Raw genomic sequence first — 20,066 nt, 5'->3', positions numbered from 1 at the left:
CGAGAGATCGGATGTCAGCCAGACGAAAGCTATAGGAAATCCTGATGGGGGAGAACCCCCGGAGGTGTCATCGTCTCAAGTGCCCCGGAAAAAGCGTAGTTGAAGGGTTGACGTGCGGCAGTGCTTCAGAGCTAACCTCCGATGACCTCCCTTTCCTGTAGGAAAATTTCCGCTGCTCTGGAGACTCCATGGCCGACTCTCGCCGACCCCTCCGGTCGAAGGGCGTCCCGTCCTGACATCCTCGGTGTCATCGGCTTCCGGGGCTTCGGTACCCGTGCGGGACTCCGCAGCGACCTCGGCGGTGATCTTCGCGGCGATCTCCGCAGTGATCCCCGCAGTGATCCCCACGGTGGGGCTCGCACTCGTCCTGACCCGGGTACCCGAGACGGCGAACCGCTCGTCGCAGGAGAGCGGGACGGAGCGGCGGCGCGGGGACACGGCGCCGGCCTCCGCCCCGGCCGCCGCCCGACCACCACCGCCGCGGCCCCGAGCCGTGGACGACCCCGAGAAGGACGCATGCGGGTAGGACTGTTCGTGACGTGTGTGAATGACGCGTTGTATCCACGGACCGGCATCGCCGTGGTGAGACTGCTGGAGCGGCTGGGGGTGGAGGTCGGCTTTCCCGCCGGGCAGACCTGCTGCGGCCAGCCGCAGTTCAACACCGGCTACCGCCGGGAGACCGAGCCCCTGGTCCGGCGCTTCGACCGGGAGTTCGCCGGCTACGACTACGTCGTCACCCCGTCGGGTTCCTGCGCGGCGATGGTCCGCGACAACTATCCGCGTATCGGCCGCAAGGCCGCGGCGGAGCACCGCGGGAGCGAACTGGCCGAGGCCGCGGCCCGCTCCGTGCCGAAGACCTACGAGCTGACGGAGTTCCTGGTCGATGTGCTGGAGGTGGTCGACGTGGGAGCGTACTTCCCGCACACGGTGGCGTACCACCCGTCCTGCCACGGCCTGCGGATGCTGGGACTCGGCGACCGGCCGCGCCGGCTCCTCCAGGCGGTGCGCGGGCTCGAACTGCGGGAACTGGAGGGGGCCGAGGAGTGCTGCGGTTTCGGCGGGACGTTCGCGGTGAAGAACGCGGATGTGTCGGCGGCCATGGGGGAGGACAAGGTACGCAACGCGGTCTCTACCGGCGCGGATGTGCTGTGCGGGGCCGACAACTCCTGTCTGATGCACATCGGCGGCATTCTGCGCCGCCAGGACGCGCCGTTGCGGGCGCTCCACCTGGCCGAGATCCTGGCGAGCACCGAAGAGGAGCCCCACGCATGAGCGGTACCTATCTGGGGATGCCGTCCTTCCCGAAGGCGGCCAGGGAGGCCGTACGCGACGAGACCCTGCGCGGCAACCTCCGGCATGCCACCCACACCATCCGCGACAAGCGCGCCAAGGCGGTCTCCGAGCTCTCCGACTGGGCGCGGCTGCGGGAGGCGGGCAAGCAGATCAAGGACCGGACGCTACGTCACCTCGACGAACACCTGGTCCAGTTGGAGGAGTCGGTCACGGCCGCCGGGGGCACCGTCCACTGGGCGTCCGACGCCGATGAGGCGAACCGGATCGTCGCCGCTCTGGTGAAGGCCACCGGAGAGCGGGAAGTCGTCAAGGTCAAGTCGATGGCGACCCAGGAGATCGGTCTCAACGAAGCGCTGGAGGCAGAGGGGATCGCCGCCTACGAGACGGATCTCGCGGAGCTGATCGTGCAGTTGGGCGATGACCGTCCCAGCCACATCCTGGTCCCGGCGATCCACCGCAACCGTGGCGAGATCCGGGAGATCTTCGCCCGGACGATGAGCGAATGGGGGCGGCCGGCCCCCGAAGGGCTGACCGACACCCCGGCGGAACTGGCCGAGGCCGCCAGGCTGCATCTGCGGGAGAAGTTCCTCCGGGCCCGGGTGGGGATCTCCGGGGCCAACTTCATGGTCGCCGAGACCGGCACCCTGGTCGTGGTCGAGTCCGAGGGCAACGGACGGATGTGCCTGACCCTGCCCGAGACACTCATCTCGGTGGTCGGCATCGAGAAGACCGTGCCGACCTGGCAGGACCTGGAGGTGTTCCTCCAGACCCTGCCGCGCTCGTCGACGGCCGAGCGGATGAACCCGTACACCAGCACCTGGACCGGCACCACCGAGGCCGACGGCCCGCAGAACTTCCATCTGGTGCTGCTCGACAACGGCCGTACCGCCACCCTGGCCGACGAGGTGGGCCGCCAGGCGCTGCGCTGCATCCGCTGCTCGGCCTGCCTCAACGTCTGCCCGGTGTACGAACGGGCGGGCGGTCACGCGTACGGCTCGGTCTACCCCGGCCCCATCGGCGCCATCCTCAGCCCCCAGCTCCGGGGCACGCAGAGCGAGATCGACGCCTCGCTGCCGTACGCCTCCTCGCTCTGCGGCGCCTGCTACGACGTGTGTCCGGTAGCCATCGACATCCCCGAGGTCCTGGTCCATCTGCGCGAGCGGGTCGCCGCGCAGGGCGGCAAAGGCCACCGGCTGGAGAAGGCGGCGATGAGGGCGGCCGGCTGGGTGCTCAACCACCCGGCGGCGCTCGCCGCGGGCGAGAAGGCGGCATCGATGACCCGGGGGCTGCACCCCCGGCGGCTCCCGGGCGCTGCGGCCTGGACCGACAGCCGCGACCTGCCCGGACTGCCGCCCGAACCGTTCCGTGACTGGTGGAAGAAGAACCGCGCATGAGCTCCCGCGATCAGATCCTCGCCCGCGTCCGTGCCGCGGTGGCGGGCGCGCCGGAGGCCCCCGAGGTCGTACGCGACTACCTCACCACGCACACCGCCGACGACCCGGCGGCCGTGCTGGACCTCCTCCACGAGAACCTCGCGGACTACCGCGCCCTCGTCCACCGGACCCGGCCCGACGGGCTGCCGGCGCTCCTCGCCCGGCTGCTCGCCGAGCGCGGTGCGACGACGGTGCTGGCGCCGGCCGGGCTGCCCGCCGCGTGGCTGGCCGAGTCCACCGCGGTCCGCAAGGACGACACCCCGGAGTCGACCGCGCAGGAACTCGACGCCGTGGACAGTGTGGTCACCGGCTGTGCGGTGGCCATCGCCGAGACCGGCACCCTCGTCCTGGACGGCAGTGCCGATCAGGGGCGCCGCCGGATCACCCTCGTCCCCGACCACCACATCTGTGTCGTACGGGCCCCCGAACAGGTGGTCGCCTCGGTGCCGCAGGCCCTCCCGCGTCTCGATCCGGCACGGCCGCTCACCTGGATCTCGGGCCCTTCGGCCACCAGCGACATCGAACTCGACCGGGTCGAAGGCGTCCATGGGCCCCGCACCCTCGAAGTGGTCCTCGTCGAGGAGTGACCGGGGCGCCGGCGGATGGCCATGAGCGGTACCGCTGGACGACCGACCGACCGACCGACCGCCACCGCCAACGCTGCCGCACCGGAAGCGGCTGACGGCAATCCGTCAGCCGGGTCGGCAACCCCGCGGGTCAGTACATCTAGTGGCTGTCCGGCGTGCCAGGCGCGATGACCGCGAAGACACCGCCCTGGGGGTCGCTCAGGACCGCCATGCGGCCCACCGCCATGTCGAAGGCCGGGGCCAGCACCGTGCCCTGGGCGCGGACGGCCGCCGCCTGGACGCTGTCCACGTCGTCGACGTTGAAGTACGACAGCCAGTTCGGGGGCGTCCCGGGCGGCAGGTTCGTCATGTCCTTCATCCCGCCGACGGGGCGGTCGTCCACCTTGAGCTCCACATACCCCTCGGCGCCCGGGAGATCGGCGGCGGCGGTGGTGAGCGGCAGGATCGCGGAGTAGAACGCGGCGGCGGCCGGGATGTCGTCCGTGCTCAGCTCGTTCCAGATGAGGGCGCCGTGCTCGTTGACGATCCCCGCACCGTCGAACGAGCCGGCCTGCCACAGACCGAAGACAGCACCGGCCGGGTCGGAGACGAGGGCCATCCGCCCGAGGTCCATCACGTCCATCGGGCCCGTGAGGACCGTGCCACGGGCGTCGGTGACGGCCTTGACGGTGGCGTCGATGCTTGCGGTGGCCAGGTACGTGGTCCACACGGTCGGGGGCATCGGGTCCGGAGCCTTGCCGTCCGGCCCCATCGCCTTCATGATTCCCGCGACGGGCCTGCCGCCGAGGGTGCAGACGGCGTAACCGCCCTGCTCGGCCGGGCCGATCTCGCCCTCCCAGCCGAGGAGGTCGCGGTAGAAGTCGATGGCCGCCTGCTGGTCGGGGACCATCAGGTCGATCCAGCACGGGGTGCCGGGCTTGTAGGGGCCGTTCATTTCGGGCACGGATGCCTCCGGATGGCATGAGGGCAGGACAGGGCAGGACGGGCCATCCATTGCCCGGCCCGGACGCCCCGAAGCGGGCCGTCCGGGTGAGACGGCCGACCGCGCCTCCCCGGAAACAGCCGACGGCCCCTCCCCGGGAGGGGGAGGAGCCGCGGTCACGCCGGCCCGCCGGCCGCTCGGGCCAAGAGGGCGGCGCGCGCCCTCCCGGCCGGAGCTCAGACGGAGCGGTGGTACTGGTCGGGCACGTGGGCGTCGGCGCCCAGTTCGCGGGCGGCGTGGCGGGCGAAGGACGGGTCGCGGAGCAGTTCGCGGCCGACCAGGACGGCGTCGGCCTCACCGTTGGCGAGGATCTTCTCGGCCTGCTCGGTCTCCGTGATGAGGCCGACCGCCGCGGCCGGGACGCCGGCTTCGTTGCGGACGCGGGCGGCGAAGGGGACCTGGTAGCCGGGGCCGGTCGGGATGCGGACGCCTGCGGCGTTGCCTCCGGTGGAGACATCGATGAGGTCGACGCCATGGGCCTTGAGCTCGGCGGCGAAGCGGACGGTGTCGTCGGCGGTCCAGCCTTCCCCGCCCTCCAGCCACTCGGTGGCGGAGATGCGGAAGAACAGCGGGAGTTCGTCGGGCCAGACGGCGCGCACGGCGTCGGTGACTTCGAGGGCGAAACGGGTGCGGTTCTCGTAGGAGCCGCCGTACGCGTCGGTGCGGTGGTTGGAGTGCGGGGAGAGGAACTCGCCGATGAGGTAGCCGTGGGCGCCGTGGAGTTCGATGACCTCGAATCCGGCGTCCAGGGAACGGCGGGCGGCGTCCACGAACTGCTGGACTATCTCCTTGATGCCGTCGACGGTCAGCTCGGTGGGTGCCGGGTGCCCGTCGTCGAAGGGAACCGGGCTCGGGGCCAGAGCCTGCCAGCCGTACTCGTCCGTGCCGAGCGGCTTGCCGCCCTTCCAGGGACGGTCGGTCGAGGCTTTGCGGCCGGCATGGCCGATCTGGATTCCGGGAACCGTGTTCTGGCTCCTGAGGAAGTCGGTGATGCGGCGGAAGGCTCCGACCTGGGCGTCGTTCCAGATACCGAGGTCGTAGGGGGAGATCCGGCCCTCCGGGGAGACAGCGGTCGCTTCGACGATGATGAGGCCGGTGCCGCCGGCGGCACGGGCGCCGTAGTGCTGGAAGTGCCAGTCGTTGGGGGCTCCGGTGAGAGGGCCGTCGGAGGCAGCGCTGTACTGGCACATGGGCGGCATCCACACGCGGTTGGGGAAGGTCAGCGACCGCAGGGTGTACGGCTCGAAAAGGACGCTCACGTGAGGCTCCATTCACGACGGCATGGGGACGGCTAATACGGTACCTGTCGTAGTACGGTAAATGTCAAACTACGAAGGAACTCGTACAATTCCCGGAAGTGGGCCGTCCCCAGGAACCGTCCGGGCCCAGAGGTGAGGAGAGTCGTCGTGGCGACCGCAACGAGCAACCGTGTGCTCGCCCATCCGGCGCGTGACGAGATCCGCCTGGACGGCTTGCTCCATGCGCTGGCCGACCCCATGCGGATGTGTGTGGTACGTGAACTGGCCGTGGACGGCGGTGAGTTGTCCTGCTCCCGGTTCGACCTTCCGGTGACTAAGTCGACCACCACCCACCACTTCAGGGTGCTGCGCGAGAGCGGTGTGATCCGGCAGATCTACCGGGGCACCGCGAAGATGAGCGTCCTGCGCAGGGATGATCTGGAAGCGGTCTTCCCCGGCCTGCTGGACGGGATCCTCGCCGCGGCCGATGCGGAGGCCGCGCGGGAGGCGTGATCGGCCGTCCCGTGATCAGCCACCCATGATCCGCGACCGTCAGGAAGATGACGCGGGGCCGTCGGCCGGAGGCACGCCCAGCCTCCAGTCGAGTCCGTACCGCTGGAACAGCTCGGCCCGCAGCCGTGCGTGCGGCATCGGCGCCCCCGGCAGCAGCTGGGCGAAGACCGTGCCCATGAGCTGGGCGCGCAGCAGCGGATAGTCGGTGTCCGGGTCGGGCGATCCGTACCGCGCCACCGTCGAGCGCAGGACCCGGGCGAGCTGTTGCTGTTCGGGGCACTGTACGAACCCCTGTTCCTGGAGGATTCCGGCCATGTGGGTCCGCATCAGCACGGGGTGGTCGTCGGCCAGCCCCAGGATCGCGTCGATGGCCCTGGCCAGCAGCTCCTGACCGTCGTCGGTGCGCGGCTCCCGCTCCAGGGCCTCGGTCAGCGTGCGGTGCATCAGGCGGTGCACGGCGGACTGCAGCAGATACCGCTTGCCCGGGAAGTAGTACGAGACGAGGCCGCGGGCGGACCCGGCGCGGTCGGCGATGTCCGCCAGCGTCGTCGCCTCGTACCCGCGCTCACCGACAAGATCCACTGTGGCCTGCAGAAGCCGCTCGCGGGAGCGCCGCCGCAACTCCTCATTGACCGATGGGCTGCGCGGGGACATGCTTACTCCTGCGTTGACTGGCTCTCAGCCAACTATAATCAGCGCATCCTGCGAAGTGTGCCGTCAGGGGCAGTTCCGCGGGATCCGTCCGGACCGGGCGACGCGGGGGATCGTCCGGTCCGGACCTCCTGCTGTCAGCCGGCCAGCTCCAGGACCGGCCGGAGCGCGTCAGGGCGCTCGGCGGCGGGCAGATGGTCCACGAAATGGACCGCGCAGCCCAGATTCCGGGCACCGCCGTCGGCGTCACGGCTGTCGCCGACCATCAGGGTCTCGCCGGGGTCCTGCCCCAGCGCCTCACAGGCGGCACGGAAGAGCCGGACGTCGGGTTTCTGGATGCCGTGCTCGTACGACAGGGTGTAGTGGTCCACATACGGGTCGACTCCGTGGCCGCGGAACACCGGCCGGAGGTCCCAGCCGATGTTGCTGACCACGCCGACCGCGATCCCGCGGGCGTGCAGGGTGCTGAGCACTTCGGCCGCGTCCGGGTAGGGGTGCCAGGCGCCCGGTGTCATATGGCGCGTGTAGAGGGCGTCGTACAGCGCCGGATCCGGCAGCGCGACCTGCCGGGCGAGACCCGTGAACGCGGCCCGGTGCTGTACGGCGCTCTCGTCACGGGAGGCCCACAGCCCGGCGAGCGAGGGCGGTACGCGCTGTGGCTCCGGACCGCCGGGCTGCGCTCCCGCCGCCGCCAACTCTGCGGCACGGAGTGCGAGTTCCTGCTGGCCCAGGCCGATACCCGTCTCGTCGACGGTGGCGCGGAGCCAGGTTGCGACGGGCTCGATCCGGAAGAGCGTTCCGGAGAAATCGAAGAGAACGGCCTTGATCGTCATACGGGTGTTCCTTACCTTCCCAGCCGCAGCGACTGTCGCCGGGCATCGGCGCCCCCGGGCTATCCGAGCGCGCGCAGCCCCGGGACGAACGCCACAAGCAAGGGCACGACCGGCACCAGGGAGGCGGCGGCGGTGAGGCGCAGCCTGCGGCCCGTCGTGAGCCGCGGGGCCGCGCTCAGCAGCCGGTCGACGCGGTGCGGAAGCTCCGCGTCGGAGGTCGGGCAGGGGCCGAAGACACCGCGGTGCTCATTGAGTTGGACCAGGGCCAGCGCGATCGTGAGCCGGCCGAAGCGGCGCGAGGCCACATCGTCGGCGGCGAGCTCCACCAGCCGGTGCATCTCGTTGCGGAAGGCGGCGAAGACCGGAATCTGCGGAAAGCCCACGGCGAGCGCGGCCGAGCAGTGCAGCAGCCAGTCGTGGCGGGCGCGGGCGTGGCCCTGCTCATGGGCGAGCACCGCATCGAGTTGACGGCCTTTCAGGCCCCGGAGCGCCGCCGTGGTGATGACCAGCTGGGGGGCCGCGCCGGGCAGCCACCAGGCGTCGGGGCGCTCGCCCTCCAGGACGACGAGGCGTTCGCTGCCCGGCTCCTCGCCGGGCAGGACGGGGGAGCGCACCAGCAGTTCCCTGCGGCTCTGCCTGCGTGCGGCCCGTGCGCGGCGGACCTCGCGGGTGAGCATCACGGCCGTCCAGACCCCGCCGGCGGCCAGCACCGTGGCGGTCGCCGCCGACCACTGGGCGTACGCGCCGAGTGCGTACGCCTCGACGACGGCGTGCGGGGCGGGCGCGAAGACATGGCCCCGTACGAGCTGCCAGGCGGCCGATGCGCTGAACGTCATCGCCAGGGCGAAGCAGAGCAGTACGGCGGCCACCACGCACTGCCACACCCAGAGCGCCACCACCGGCTCCCGCTCGGGCCACTGGGCGCGCGCCAGAAGCCGTGGTGCCGCAACTGCAGCCACGGCTCCGATCAGCAACAGCGCCAGGGAGACCACCATGGGCGCCAGTTTATGGAGTCGGCGCGGCGCCGGGGTATGGCCTGGCTCCGCAAGTGACACAGGACACGGTCGGGTTCCCCCGCCGGGCCCGGGTCAGACCGTCAGCAGCATCGCGAACATCGCTGTCCCCATCGCGAGCCTGCAGGCGAGTGTCAGCTCCGGACGGGCGCCCCAGCCGCCGGCTCCGCCGCCCGCACCGGCGGCGGCCGCCGCGGGCGCCGGTGCGGGCACCAGCGCCGCGCCCGCGCGCAGGATGTACCCGGCGTAGTAGACAAGCAGCGCGCCGGTGATCAGCGGGACCCCGCCGGCCGGGTGCGCCGTGTGCGCCATCGGGGCCATCGGGGCCATCGCGCCGCCGTCCGCTCCGCCCGCCATCCCCGATGTCATCGTGAGCGCCATGTAGACCATGGCCAGCGAGCCGACCAGATGATGCAGATGGCGCGCGCCCTTCCGCAGCCGCCACAGCGCCCGCAGACCGCTCACCGCGAAGACCGCGGCGAGCACCGTCCACCCCCACTCCGGGGGAGCGGCCACCACGGCCGGCAGGGCCATCGCCGCCATCCCGAACCCCATCAGCGCCTCGCTCCCGGCGGCGGCCCGTGCCCGCCGCGACACACCGCGCATCCGCAGCAGGCAGTACCCGCCGGCCGCTACGCACAGTGCCATCAGCAGCCAGCCGGACATCGCTGATCCGTGCACGGCGTACCTCCCCCTCCGACGCGTCGGCCCGCCGGGCCGCCCCCGACGCATCAATGCCCGCACCCGGCGGAGCGCACGCGAGCGCAGGGGGGCACGGGGGAGCGCGTCACGGGCGCGTTACTGTCTGGACAGCGGCGGGCGGGACGGCTCCGGCCCGCTTCCGGCCCGCCCGGGACCGCCTTCGACAGGAGACATCACCCCATGGACACCGCCCCCGACCGGATCACTTTCAGGGACGCGGCAGAGGCCGACGTACCGGCGCTCGTCGCCCTGATCGAATCGGCCTACCGCGGGGAGACCAGCCGCGCCGGCTGGACCACGGAGGCGGACATCCTGGACGGCCGGCGCACCGATCCTGAGGGGGTGCGCGGGGTGCTGGCGTCGCCCGCGAGCAGGGTGATGGTGGTGGAGCGCGACGGCGAGCCGGTCGCCTGTTGCCAGCTGGAGCGGCGCGGCCACGCGGCCTACTTCGGGATGTTCGCGGTCAGTCCGGCGCTCCAGGGTGCGGGTCTGGGCAAGCAGATCATCGCGGAGGCAGAACGCCGGGTGCACACGGAGTGGGGCGCCGACGAGATGCAGATGACGGTCATCTCGGTACGGGACGACCTCATCGCCTGGTACGAGCGGCGCGGCTACCGCCGTACGGGGAGGATGTACCCCTTCCCGTACGGCGACGAGCGGTTCGGCATCCCGCTCCGCGACGACCTGCAGTTCGAACTGCTGGTCAAGCCGCTCCCGGCCGGGTTCCCTGTCCCCCGGGCCCAGTAGCCCCCCGGGCCCATCAGCGGCGCTCAGGCGGTGAACCGCCCGGTGCGCCGGATCTCCGGGTAGTCGGTGGTCGCACCGTCCAGGTCCAGGGCCCGGACCAGCCGCAGATGGTCCTGGGTGTTCACCACCCAGCCCAGCACCTTCAGCCCCTCGGTGTGCGCCTTCTCGACGGTCTCCAGGGTCAGCCTGCGGATGTTCAGCGCCACCGTGGCCGCGCCTGCCGCCTTGGCGCGGTCCACGATGTCGGGCCCCCAGCGGCTCGCGATCAGCACGGTCCGTACACCCGGCACGAGCGCGGCGATCTCGCGGACCGCCTCGTCGTGGAACGAGGAGACCTCCACCCGTCCGGCCAGGTCGCGCCGGAGCATCACATCGGCGAGCGCCCGCGCCGCCGCCACGTCCTTGATCTCGGCCTGGACGGGGGAGCGGACCGCGTCCAGCACCTCTTCGAAGACCGGGATCCGCTCGCCCTGCCCGGCGTCGAGCTCACGCAGCTCGGCGAGTGTCCGGTCGGCGATGGCTCCCCTGCCGTCGGTCGTGCGGTCCACGTCCGTGTCGTGCATGACGACGAGTGCGCCGTCCTTGCTCAGATGCAGGTCGAGCTCGATGGCGTCCATACCCGCCTGTTCCGCGTGGCGGAAGGAGCGCAGGGTGTTCTCCGGCTCGACGCCCATGACCCCGCGATGTCCGATGATGAGGAGACTCAAGGTTCTCTCGCTTCCGTCGACGGCGGCTCTCGCGTGGCATTGCTACCCAGCTGACAGAGCCGCAGCCCAACGTTCCGTATCCACCCCTCGTCCGCGCGCCCCGCGGCGCCCCCGTGGCCCGCGCCTCCGGTCGGCGGGAGCCTCTGCCACAGATCTTCCGATGTGCGGTTTTTCCGGCCCCCGCAGGGTGGAAGCGGTTTCCTCCGGGGCATAAGACAGGAAGATTCGCTGCGATCACGGGGGTTCAGCGGGACAATCTCCTGAGGGCTGCCTTGAATGAGCCTTCCGAACATGGATACGGTGTCCCAGCGGTTTGGCGGAAAGTTCTGCTGTGGAGGAAGTGACATGACGAAAATTCTTGTGCAGGACACGGTTGGCGGCGGTATATCGGACACCCCGCGCGTGGTCGAGCACCCGGCCTGGCCCGTGCTCAAGAACGCCGTCGAGGAGATCCGGCCCTGGCAGTCGAAGGACGGTTCCATCGACTTCGAGGCCGACGGAGCCCCTTCCCGTGACGACGTCGACGCCGCGTTCGCGCGCGTGACCGGAGCGATCGAGCAGCTCTCGCCGCTGCTGCCGCACGACGCCGCGTACCACGAGGCCCTCGTCGCCGACCTCCGCAAGTGGGCCGACAGCGGATTCGCCGTCCCGGACTTCCTGGACTCGCTGCTCGCCTTCCACCCCGCAGACCTGCGCGCCGACGGACTCCAGCACCTGGTCGTCTTCGCGATGTACACGCAGAACGGCAACCCCGACCGCAATCTCGAAGCGGTCGTACTGCGCATGGTCTGGCCGGAGTGGCTCTCCGACCTGGAGGCCACGCGCTACGACAACCCGCTCTTCTGCGGGATCACCTTCGAGGACTTCACCTCCGGGTACGACACCAACTCCGCGGTGCTCTTCCCGGAGACCATCGCCGTCCGCGAGGCCCCCGAACGTTTCACCTGGGGCGGCATCTTCTGCGACCGCGAGGCGGCCCGCTTCCGCGCCGTCACGGAGGCCGCCGTACAGGTCCTGCGGCTCGAACTGCCCGACGACATCCGGGAGATGGTCTCCGACCAGGAGCGCTGCCAGCAGGCGTTCGTCCTGTGGGACATGGTCCACGACCGCACCCACAGCCACGGTGACCTGCCCTTCGACCCGTTCATGATCAAGCAGCGCCAGCCGTTCTGGATGTACGGCCTCGAAGAGCTGCGCTGCGACCTCACGGCCTTCCGGGAGGCCGTGAAACTGGACGCCGACGGCTTCGGACAGGGCCGTGACGTCCAGTACGCCGTGCTCTTCGACCGGATGTTCCGCTTCCCGGTGACCGGCGAGCGCGTACGCAACTACGACGGTCTCGGCGGCCAGCTGCTCTTCGCCTATCTGCACCAGCACGACGTGGTGCGCTGGACCGACAGCACCCTGAAGATCGACTGGGAGCGCGCCCCGCAGGTCACCAACCAGCTCTGCGCGGAGATAGAGGACCTGTACCGGGCGGGCATCGACCGCCCCAAGCTGGTGCACTGGTTCGCCGGCTACGACCTGGTCTCGCGCTATCTCGCGCCCCACCCGGGATCGCGCTGGGCCAAGGGTCCGGACGCCCTGGATCTGACCCTGCCGCCGCGTAAACTGGTGGACGACGTGCTTCCGGACGAGTTTCCGCTCAGCATGTTCTATGAGGCACTCGCCAAGAAGCTCAAGGGTGTGGTGGCCTCGACCAAGGGCATCACCGCGGCGGGCACCCCCCAGCGGGAAGCGGCGTGAGCGCCCGCAGGCAGGAGGCGGAGACGATGAGCAAGGGATCGCTGGACGGAGCCGTGGTCGCGGTGGCCGGGGCCGCGGGCCCGGCGGGCCGCGCGGCGCTGCTGAGGCTGGCCGAGGCCGGAGCGACCGTGGTAGGCGCCGACGCCGACGTCGCCAGGCTCGCCGAGGCGGTGGACGCGGCGCGCTACGCGCACGGCGGCGCCACCGTGACCGGGGAGAGGGTCGATCTGCTGGACCTGGAGGCCACCCGGGCCTGGGCGGACCGTACCGAGGCAGAGTTCGGCCGTATCGACGGTCTGGTGCACCTGGTCGGCGGCTGGCGCGGCGGCGCCACCTTCGCCGACACCGCCGTCGCCGACTGGAACCTGCTGGAGCGGCTGCTGATCCGCACGGTGCAGCACACCTCGCTCGCGTTCCACGACGCGCTGCTGCGCAGCGACCGCGGCCGCTATGTGCTGATCAGCGCGGCCGGTGCGTCCAAGCCCACGGCGGGCAACGCGGCCTACGCGGCGGCGAAGGCGGCGGCCGAGGCCTGGACGCTGGCCCTCGGCGACGCCTTCCGCAAGGCGGGCGGTGAGGACGGTCCGCGTACCGCCGCCTCCGTCCTGGTCATCAAGGCTCTGGTGCACGACGCGATGCGTGCCGAGCGTCCGAATGCGAAGTTCTCGGGCTTCACCGATGTCGCGCAGCTGGCCGAGGCCATCGCCGGTGTCTGGGACCAGCCCGCCGGAGATGTGAACGGAAAGCGCCTGTGGCTGACTCCCGCCCCGTGACGACCGATGCCGTACGCCACCACGACCCGCAGGTCCGCGGCTTCGCCAGTGACAACTACGCGGGCGCGCACCCGGAGATCCTGGCCGCGCTCGCCGTCGCCAACGGCGGGCATCAGATCGCGTACGGCGAGGACCAGTACACCGACCACCTCCAGCGGCTGATCCACAGCCACTTCGGGCAGAGCGCGGAGGCGTTCCCGGTCTTCAACGGCACCGGGGCCAACGTCGTCGCGCTGCAGGCGCTCACCGACCGGTGGGGCGCCGTCGTCGCGGCCGAGACGGCCCATATCAACGTGGACGAGGGCGGCGCCCCCGAGCGCGTCGCCGGACTCAAGCTCCTCACCGTACCGACGCCGGACGGCAAGCTCACCCCTGAGTTGATTGACCGTCAGGCTTTCGGCTGGGACGACGAGCACCGGGCCATGCCGCAGGTCGTCTCGATCACCCAGAACACCGAACTCGGCACGGTCTACACGCCGGATGAGATCCGGGCGATCTGCGAGCACGCCCACGGCTACGGGATGAAGGTGCATCTCGACGGGGCCCGGATAGCCAACGCGGCGGCCTCGCTCGACGTACCGATGCGCGCCTTCACCAACGCGGTGGGCGTGGACATCCTCTCGTTCGGCGGCACCAAGAACGGCGCGCTCTTCGGCGAGGCGGTCGTGGTCCTCAACCCCGACGCCGTACGGCACATGAAGCATGTGCGGAAGATGTCGATGCAGCTGGCGTCCAAGATGCGTTTCGTCTCGGTGCAGCTGGAGGCGCTGCTGACCCGCGATCTGTGGCTGCGCAACGCCCGCCACGCCAACACCATGGCCCAGCGCCTCGCGGCCGGTGTCCGCGAGACGGACGGGGTCGAGATCCTGCACGAGGTCCAGGCCAACGCGGTGTTCGCCCGGCTGCCGCACGATGTCAGCGAGCGCCTCCAGAAGCGCTACCGCTTCTACTTCTGGGACGAACCGGCCGGCGATGTCCGCTGGATGTGCTCCTTCGACACCACCGAGGACGACGTGGACGGCTTCCTGCTGGCTCTGAAGGAAGAACTGGCCCGCTGAGGCCGGAGAGGAGCCGGCCCGCTGCGGCCGGAGGGGAACCGGCGGCCCCCTGACGCCGATGAGGTCCGCGGCCCCCCCCGGTCGGGAGGGGCCGCGGACCTCATCGCTGACCGCAGAGACGTTTCAGCCGGCTCCGGCCTCGCGTACCTGCGCGGGGGTCGGCGCGGTGCCGCCCAGGTGGGCCGGGATCCACCAGGTGTCGGCCGCGTTCCTGGGGCGCACAGGATAGGCGCGCTGCGCCGCCTCCAGCAGCTCCTGCATACGCTCACGGAGCCTGCGGGTGATCGCGCCCGCGTACTCGTCCGTGGGCGCCTCCATGGGCTCGCCGACCCGGACCGTCACCGGGATGTGGCTGCGCTTGAGGTTGCGCGGCCTGCCCTTGGTCCACAGCCGCTGGGTGCCCCACAGCGCCATCGGGATCAGCGGCACGCCCGCGTCCTGGGCCAGCCGCGCCGCACCGGACTTGAAGCTCTTGAGCGTGAAGGACTCCGAGATCGTGGCCTCGGGGAAGACGCCGATGATCTCGCCGGAACGCAGGGCCGTGAGTGCGTGCCGGTAGGCGGACTCGCCCTGCTTGCGGTCCACCGGGATGTGCTTCATGCCGCGCATCAGCGGACCGGAGATCTTGTGGCGGAAGACCGACTCCTTGGCCATGAAGCGCACGAGCCGCTTCTGCGGGAGTGCGGCGAGGCCGTTGAAGATGAAGTCCAGATAACCGATGTGGTTGCTGACGAGTACGGCCCCGCCGGTACGCGGGATGTTCTCGGAACCCTGTGTGTCGATCGAGAGGTCGAGCGCCTTGAAGAGCCCCCGAGCGGCACCGATGACCGGTCGATAGACGAGTTCTGCCATCTGGAGAAGACCCTTCTGTGCCCGGGGACGTGCCCCCGGCGGAAGTTACGCTGCCGTAGGTTTGCGGCATGGGGCAGATCGTGCCCCATGGCGACCAGAGTAGCCACCCCTGGTGACGTGGCGGCGCGAGATCCTCGTCACGTCGTGTGTGAATGGCTCGCACCGCCCCCGAACAGCACATACGTCGCCCGGTACCACCGAAGCGCCTCGCGGGACACCGGGGAATCATCCTGGGCCCGGCAGCGCTGCACCCCGGAGAGGGGCAGGTGCCACGGTGGCCTCAGCCGGACGGGCGGCGGGGAACCGTGAGGATGGCGACCGGTACGCGACCGGGGAACGGAGTACGACGTGCAGGGGCAGGACGGTGAACGGCGGCTCGGGGCCGCGGAGTTGGGCGAGGAGCTGGGGGAGCGGGCGACGCTCGTCCAGTTCTCCACCGCCTTCTGCCGGCCCTGCCGGGCCACCTGGCGGGTCCTGCGGGAGGTGGCCGCGATGGTCGACGGTGTCACCCATGTCGAGCTCGACGCCGAGTCCAGGCTCGGACTCGTACGGGAGCTGGACATCCACAGCACCCCCACCGTGCTGGTGCTCGACGCGCGGGGCCGGATCGTCCGCCGGGCCTCGGGCCAGCCGCGCAGGGCGGACGTCATCGCCGCCCTGGGAGAGGCGGTCTGACTCACCGTGAGCGATCTCCCACATTCCGGGACGCCCTTGACGGAGCCTCCCCCGAATCGTCAACCTGACGCTATGTCGCAGCTCTGCTCTCCCGACGGCCGGTGCCACTCCCGTCGGGCCACCGCCCGCACCACCGGCGCGGGCTGTCCGGGTGTCTGAACACCCCCGGCCCCGTGCGCTCGCCCCGGAGAAGGACATCCGTATGACGACGCCGTCCCGGCCGGTTCCGGCAGGGGAGCAGCCCGCGACCCGGACGGTCCCGGACGTCCCAGCGGCTGAGCCGCTCGCGGCCCCCGCGCTGCTCCGCTCAGTCTTCCGCCGCCACGCGGCCGGTGTCGCGGTGGTCACCGCTGCCGGTGAACACCCGGTGGGCTTCACCGCCACCTCGGTCAGCTCGGTGGCCGCCGAGCCGCCGCTGGTCTCCTTCGGTGTGGGTACGGGCTCGTCGAGCTGGCCGGTGATGGCCGTGGCCGAACACGTCGGGATCCACATACTCGGCGAGCATCAGCGGGAACTGGCCGCCACCTTCGCCCGCAGCGGCGCCGACCGGTTCGCCCCGCCCACCGGGTGGCGCAGCGGCCCCGGAGGTGTGCCGCTGCTCGACGGCGTACTGGCCTGGCTGGTCTGCCGGGTGGTGGCGCGGATCCCCGCCGGGGACCACCGCATCGTGATCGCCGAGGTGGTCACCGGCGACCCGGCCGGGGCCGGGCGCCCCCTCCTCTACCACCAGGGGTGCTTCAACGCTCTGCGGGACTGAGACTCTCCCGGAACACCCGGCTACGGAGCGTTGCTCACGTCACAGTTCAAAGCGCTTGCTTACCGGGTACATACTGGATGTACTGGCGAGTAATATTTCGTTGGGGGGCGTCAGAACCCCCAACCGGAAATCGCCCCATCAGGCGCCTATGCTGCGAGCAACAAGGCAGCCCGGAAAAGACGATGCAGTAGGAGAGCCGGCGTGAGCTTGAGGATCGTTGTCTGTGTGAAGTACGTGCCCGATGCCACCGGTGACCGGCATTTCGCCGATGACCTGACACTGGACCGTGATGATGTCGACGGGCTGCTGTCGGAGCTCGACGAGTACGCGGTGGAGCAGGCGCTCCAGATCGCGGGCGAGGCCGACGACGCGGAGATCACTGTCCTCACGGTCGGCCCGGAGGACGCCAAGGACGCGCTGCGCAAGGCGCTCTCGATGGGTGCCGACAAGGCCGTCCACGTCGAGGACGACGATCTGCACGGTACGGATGTGATGGGTACGTCGCTGGTGCTCGCCAAGGCCATCGAGAAGACCGGGTACGACCTGGTCGTCTGCGGCATGGCGTCGACCGACGGCACGATGGGTGTGCTCCCGGCGCTGCTCGCCGAGCGGCTCGGTGTCCCGCAGGTCACGCTGCTCTCCGAGGTGTCGGTCGACGGCGCCACGGTCAAGGGCCGCCGTGACGGCGACACGGCAAGCGAGCAGCTGGAGGCTTCGCTGCCGGCCGTCGTGTCCGTGACGGACCAGTCGGGCGAGGCCCGCTACCCGTCCTTCAAGGGCATCATGGCCGCCAAGAAGAAGCCGGTGGAGTCCCTGGACCTGGAGGACCTGGACCTCGATGCCGGCACGGTCGGCCTGGAGGGCGCGTGGACCAGGGTCGACTCCGCGGCTGAGCGTCCGGCCCGTACCGCCGGCACGATCGTCAAGGACGAGGGCGAGGGCGGCAAGCAGCTCGCGGAGTTCCTTGCGGGCCAGAAGTTCATCTGAGGCTCCCGAGCCCCTCGACCGCCCGAGCCCCAGACCGCCCCCGATTCTTCGCATTCGCAGGAGAGCAATCCCATGGCTGAAGTTCTCGTCTATGTCGATCACCTGGACGGCGCCGTCCGCAAGCCCACCCTGGAGCTGCTGACGCTGGCCCGCCGGATCGGCGACCCGGTCGCCGTCGCGCTGGGCGCCGGCGCCCAGGACACCGCCGCCGCGCTCGCCGAGCACGGCGCGGTGAAGGTCCTCACGGCCGACGCCCCCGAGTTCGCCGACTACCTCGTCGTCCCGAAGGTCGACGCGCTGCAGGCCGCGTACGACGCGGTGTCGCCGGCCGCGGTACTGGTCCCGTCCTCCGCCGAGGGCAAGGAGATCGCCGCGCGCCTCGCCGTGCGCATCGGCTCCGGGATCATCACCGACGCCACCGACCTGGAGGCCGGTGACGAAGGCCCGGTCGCCACCCAGTCCGCGTTCGCCGCGTCGTTCACCACCAAGTCCCGCGTCTCGCAGGGCACTCCGGTCATCACCGTCAAGCCGAACTCGGCAGCGGTGGAGCCGGCCCCGGCCGCGGGCACCGTCGAGGCGCTGACGGTGTCCTTCGGCGACAAGGCCACCGGTACCAAGGTCGTCTCGCGCACCCCGCGCGAGTCGACGGGCCGCCCCGACCTGACCGAGGCCGCGATCGTGGTCTCCGGCGGCCGCGGGGTCAACGGTGCGGAGAACTTCCACCTCATCGAGGCGCTGGCCGACTCGCTCGGTGCCGCTGTCGGCGCCTCGCGTGCCGCGGTCGACGCCGGCTGGTACCCGCACTCCAACCAGGTGGGCCAGACCGGCAAGTCGGTCTCGCCGCAGCTCTACATCGCCAACGGCATCTCCGGCGCGATCCAGCACCGCGCCGGTATGCAGACGTCGAAGACCATCGTCGCCGTCAACAAGGACGCCGAGGCGCCGATCTTCGACCTCGTCGACTACGGCATCGTCGGCGACCTCTTCCAGGTGGTCCCGCAGCTCACCGAAGAGGTCACCGCCCGCAAGGGCTGACCTGCCTCTTCTCGACGGCCGGGGGCCGCGCGGCGACTATCGCCGGGCGGCCCCCGGCTGTTTCGGCCAACCATTGACGCAGGTCATGACCGCCCGTTAACTTCGCTATGCGGATTGTTGATTCCGTGCAGCGGAAAATAGGAGGGTGAAGGATGGGTCAGCAGGAGAAGGTGGCGACGAGCCTCGCGGGTGCGGTCAGCGAGGACATCAGCGCTTCCCTGGTCGCGGTCGACGAGGAGCTGGCGAGCCGCTACCCGGGGGACCCTGGCACCCGCCAGCCCGTCCACACCGTGTACGTGCCCGGTGACACCTTCGACGCGGGCACCATCCGCTCCTGGGGCGACCAGGCGCTGGCATCCCTCGACACCCACGCACCCGACGCCGCCTCCTTCGCCGGGCTCCTGGGCATCGGCGACGAGCTCGCCACCGCCGTCCACGACCGGGTGCGCGCCAAGCTGGAGCGTGAGCCCGTCGAGGACCTGCGCATCGACTTCGAGGACGGCTACGGCCCACGCCCCGACGCCGAGGAGGACGAGGCCGCGGCCCGCGCCGCCCGGCTGGTCTCCGAGGCGTACACGAACGGTACGGCCGCTCCCTACATGGGCATCCGCATGAAGTGCATGGAGGCGGCGGTCCGCGACCGCGGCATCCGCACCACCGACATCTTCCTCACCGGCCTGATGCGGGCGGGCGGGCTGCCCGAAGGGCTCGTCCTGACCCTGCCCAAGGTGACCTACCCCGAGCAGGTCACCGCCTTCGTGCGCCTCCTCGAAGCCTTCGAGAAGACACACAGCCTGCCGGCCGGCCGGATCGGTTTCGAGATCCAGATCGAGACCAGCCAGTCCATCCTCGCCTCCGACGGCACCGCGGCCGTCGCCAGGATGATCGGCGCCGCCGAGGGCCGGGCCACCGGTCTGCACTACGGGACCTTCGACTACAGCGCCTGCGTCGGCGTGAGCGCGGCCCACCAGGCCAGCGACCACCCCGCCGCCGACCACGCCAAGGCGGTCATGCAGGTCGCGGCCGCGGGCACCGGCGTACGGGTCTCGGACGGCTCGACCAACGTCCTGCCGATCGGTACGACCGCCCATGTGCACGAGGCCTGGCGGCTCCACTACGGCCTCACCCGCCGCGCTCTGGCCCGCGCCTACTACCAGGGCTGGGACATGCACCCGGCGCATCTGCCGACGCGTTACGCGGCGGTGTACGCCTTCTACCGCGAGGGCCTGGAACCGGCCGCTGCCCGGCTCGCCGCCTATGTAGCCAAGGCCGGCGGCGATGTCATGGACGAGCCGGCGACCGCCAAGGCGCTCAGCGGATATCTGCTGCGCGGCCTCGACTGCGGCGCACTCGACGACACCGAGGTCACCCTGCTCACCGGCCTGAGCCGCGCCGACATGGAGGGCTTCGCGGGCCCGCGCCGCGCGGACCTGACGATCACCGCGCCCTGACGCCCGCACCGACAGCGCCGCCCCCGCCGGTTC

At 70.9% G+C, this 20,066-nt stretch carries 22 protein-coding genes; 14 read left to right on the top strand and 8 right to left on the bottom strand.

Annotation, left to right across the window (positions count from 1 at the left end):
* Positions 1 to 274: 274 nt before the first annotated feature.
* From ACWGKJ_RS34300 to ACWGKJ_RS34285, 4 genes are read left to right on the top strand one after another with little or no spacing between them, the layout of a single operon-like run.
* Entirely contained in the window at positions 275 to 526 is a 252-nt protein-coding gene (locus ACWGKJ_RS34300) for a hypothetical protein (RefSeq protein WP_385030146.1), read from the top strand.
* The gene (locus ACWGKJ_RS34295; protein WP_385030149.1) at positions 517 to 1,272 is read left to right on the top strand and encodes a (Fe-S)-binding protein; all 756 of its coding nucleotides are present in this window, start codon (positions 517 to 519) and stop codon (positions 1,270 to 1,272) included. Before ACWGKJ_RS34300 ends, ACWGKJ_RS34295 begins: the two co-directional genes overlap by 10 nt.
* A complete protein-coding gene (locus ACWGKJ_RS34290) occupies positions 1,269 to 2,687 on the top strand; it encodes a LutB/LldF family L-lactate oxidation iron-sulfur protein (protein WP_385030152.1) in 1,419 nt (472 codons plus the stop codon). Before ACWGKJ_RS34295 ends, ACWGKJ_RS34290 begins: the two co-directional genes overlap by 4 nt.
* A complete protein-coding gene (locus tag ACWGKJ_RS34285; protein ID WP_385030155.1) occupies positions 2,684 to 3,313 on the top strand; it encodes a LutC/YkgG family protein in 630 nt (209 codons plus the stop codon). The genes ACWGKJ_RS34290 and ACWGKJ_RS34285 overlap by 4 nt, the downstream gene beginning before the upstream one ends.
* Positions 3,314 to 3,452: 139 nt before the next feature.
* On the opposite strand, the gene ACWGKJ_RS34280 is transcribed toward ACWGKJ_RS34285, so the two are convergent.
* Together ACWGKJ_RS34280 and ACWGKJ_RS34275 are read right to left on the bottom strand one after the other, a co-directional pair.
* A complete protein-coding gene (locus tag ACWGKJ_RS34280) occupies positions 3,453 to 4,247 on the bottom strand; it encodes a VOC family protein (RefSeq protein WP_385030182.1) in 795 nt (264 codons plus the stop codon).
* Positions 4,248 to 4,471: 224 nt separating this feature from the next.
* Positions 4,472 to 5,554: an NADH:flavin oxidoreductase/NADH oxidase gene (locus ACWGKJ_RS34275; protein WP_385030158.1), complete on the bottom strand. Its 1,083-nt coding sequence runs from the start codon at positions 5,552 to 5,554 to the stop codon at positions 4,472 to 4,474.
* A gap of 147 nt (positions 5,555 to 5,701) precedes the next feature.
* On the opposite strand from ACWGKJ_RS34275, the gene ACWGKJ_RS34270 reads away from it, so the two are divergent.
* Entirely contained in the window at positions 5,702 to 6,046 is a 345-nt protein-coding gene (locus ACWGKJ_RS34270) for an ArsR/SmtB family transcription factor (RefSeq protein ID WP_385030161.1), read from the top strand.
* A 39-nt stretch (positions 6,047 to 6,085) separates the two neighbouring features.
* On the opposite strand, the gene ACWGKJ_RS34265 is transcribed toward ACWGKJ_RS34270, so the two are convergent.
* The 4 genes from ACWGKJ_RS34265 to ACWGKJ_RS34250 form a co-directional block, all read right to left on the bottom strand.
* Positions 6,086 to 6,700: a TetR/AcrR family transcriptional regulator gene (locus tag ACWGKJ_RS34265; protein ID WP_385030164.1), complete on the bottom strand. Its 615-nt coding sequence runs from the start codon at positions 6,698 to 6,700 to the stop codon at positions 6,086 to 6,088.
* A gap of 134 nt (positions 6,701 to 6,834) precedes the next feature.
* A complete protein-coding gene (locus tag ACWGKJ_RS34260; protein ID WP_385030186.1) occupies positions 6,835 to 7,524 on the bottom strand; it encodes an HAD family hydrolase in 690 nt (229 codons plus the stop codon).
* A 65-nt stretch (positions 7,525 to 7,589) separates the two neighbouring features.
* The gene (locus tag ACWGKJ_RS34255) at positions 7,590 to 8,525 is read right to left on the bottom strand and encodes a M56 family metallopeptidase (RefSeq protein ID WP_385030167.1); all 936 of its coding nucleotides are present in this window, start codon (positions 8,523 to 8,525) and stop codon (positions 7,590 to 7,592) included.
* A 93-nt stretch (positions 8,526 to 8,618) separates the two neighbouring features.
* Positions 8,619 to 9,224: a DUF5134 domain-containing protein gene (locus ACWGKJ_RS34250; RefSeq protein ID WP_385030170.1), complete on the bottom strand. Its 606-nt coding sequence runs from the start codon at positions 9,222 to 9,224 to the stop codon at positions 8,619 to 8,621.
* 201 nt (positions 9,225 to 9,425) lie between these two features.
* On the opposite strand from ACWGKJ_RS34250, the gene ACWGKJ_RS34245 reads away from it, so the two are divergent.
* Positions 9,426 to 9,992: a GNAT family N-acetyltransferase gene (locus tag ACWGKJ_RS34245; protein WP_385030173.1), complete on the top strand. Its 567-nt coding sequence runs from the start codon at positions 9,426 to 9,428 to the stop codon at positions 9,990 to 9,992.
* Between the two features lie 23 nt (positions 9,993 to 10,015).
* Here ACWGKJ_RS34245 and ACWGKJ_RS34240 read toward each other — a convergent pair whose 3' ends face one another.
* Positions 10,016 to 10,666: a glycerophosphodiester phosphodiesterase gene (locus ACWGKJ_RS34240; RefSeq protein ID WP_385030189.1), complete on the bottom strand. Its 651-nt coding sequence runs from the start codon at positions 10,664 to 10,666 to the stop codon at positions 10,016 to 10,018.
* Positions 10,667 to 11,044: 378 nt separating this feature from the next.
* Between ACWGKJ_RS34240 and ACWGKJ_RS34235 the strand changes: the two genes are divergently transcribed.
* The 3 genes from ACWGKJ_RS34235 to ACWGKJ_RS34225 are packed head-to-tail and all read left to right on the top strand — an operon-like array spanning position 11,045 to position 14,276.
* Positions 11,045 to 12,445, top strand: coding sequence for a DUF6421 family protein (locus ACWGKJ_RS34235; protein ID WP_385030176.1), 1,401 nt, complete (start codon positions 11,045 to 11,047; stop codon positions 12,443 to 12,445).
* Positions 12,446 to 12,471: 26 nt separating this feature from the next.
* The gene (locus ACWGKJ_RS34230) at positions 12,472 to 13,218 is read left to right on the top strand and encodes an SDR family NAD(P)-dependent oxidoreductase (RefSeq protein ID WP_385030192.1); all 747 of its coding nucleotides are present in this window, start codon (positions 12,472 to 12,474) and stop codon (positions 13,216 to 13,218) included.
* Entirely contained in the window at positions 13,197 to 14,276 is a 1,080-nt protein-coding gene (locus ACWGKJ_RS34225) for a threonine aldolase family protein (protein WP_385030179.1), read from the top strand. Before ACWGKJ_RS34230 ends, ACWGKJ_RS34225 begins: the two co-directional genes overlap by 22 nt.
* Before the next feature lie 123 nt (positions 14,277 to 14,399).
* Here the strand turns inward: ACWGKJ_RS34225 and ACWGKJ_RS34220 are convergent, their stop codons facing one another.
* A complete protein-coding gene (locus tag ACWGKJ_RS34220; protein WP_385034083.1) occupies positions 14,400 to 15,128 on the bottom strand; it encodes a lysophospholipid acyltransferase family protein in 729 nt (242 codons plus the stop codon).
* A 348-nt stretch (positions 15,129 to 15,476) separates the two neighbouring features.
* Between ACWGKJ_RS34220 and ACWGKJ_RS34215 the strand changes: the two genes are divergently transcribed.
* From ACWGKJ_RS34215 to ACWGKJ_RS34195, 5 genes are all read left to right on the top strand, one after another.
* A complete protein-coding gene (locus tag ACWGKJ_RS34215; RefSeq protein ID WP_385034081.1) occupies positions 15,477 to 15,803 on the top strand; it encodes a TlpA family protein disulfide reductase in 327 nt (108 codons plus the stop codon).
* A 202-nt stretch (positions 15,804 to 16,005) separates the two neighbouring features.
* Positions 16,006 to 16,560 carry a flavin reductase family protein gene (locus tag ACWGKJ_RS34210; protein ID WP_385034078.1) on the top strand — a complete coding sequence of 185 codons (555 nt, stop codon included), beginning with the start codon at positions 16,006 to 16,008 and terminating at the stop codon, positions 16,558 to 16,560.
* A 201-nt stretch (positions 16,561 to 16,761) separates the two neighbouring features.
* Entirely contained in the window at positions 16,762 to 17,547 is a 786-nt protein-coding gene (locus ACWGKJ_RS34205) for an electron transfer flavoprotein subunit beta/FixA family protein (RefSeq protein WP_385034075.1), read from the top strand.
* Positions 17,548 to 17,619: 72 nt separating this feature from the next.
* Positions 17,620 to 18,582: an electron transfer flavoprotein subunit alpha/FixB family protein gene (locus ACWGKJ_RS34200; protein ID WP_453315904.1), complete on the top strand. Its 963-nt coding sequence runs from the start codon at positions 17,620 to 17,622 to the stop codon at positions 18,580 to 18,582.
* A gap of 152 nt (positions 18,583 to 18,734) precedes the next feature.
* Positions 18,735 to 20,033, top strand: coding sequence for a DUF6986 family protein (locus tag ACWGKJ_RS34195; protein ID WP_385034193.1), 1,299 nt, complete (start codon positions 18,735 to 18,737; stop codon positions 20,031 to 20,033).
* Positions 20,034 to 20,066: the final 33 nt, after the last annotated feature.

It is taken from the genome of Streptomyces sp. NPDC054757 (assembly GCF_053612185.1).
This window is presented reverse-complemented; position numbering and strand designations above follow the sequence as displayed.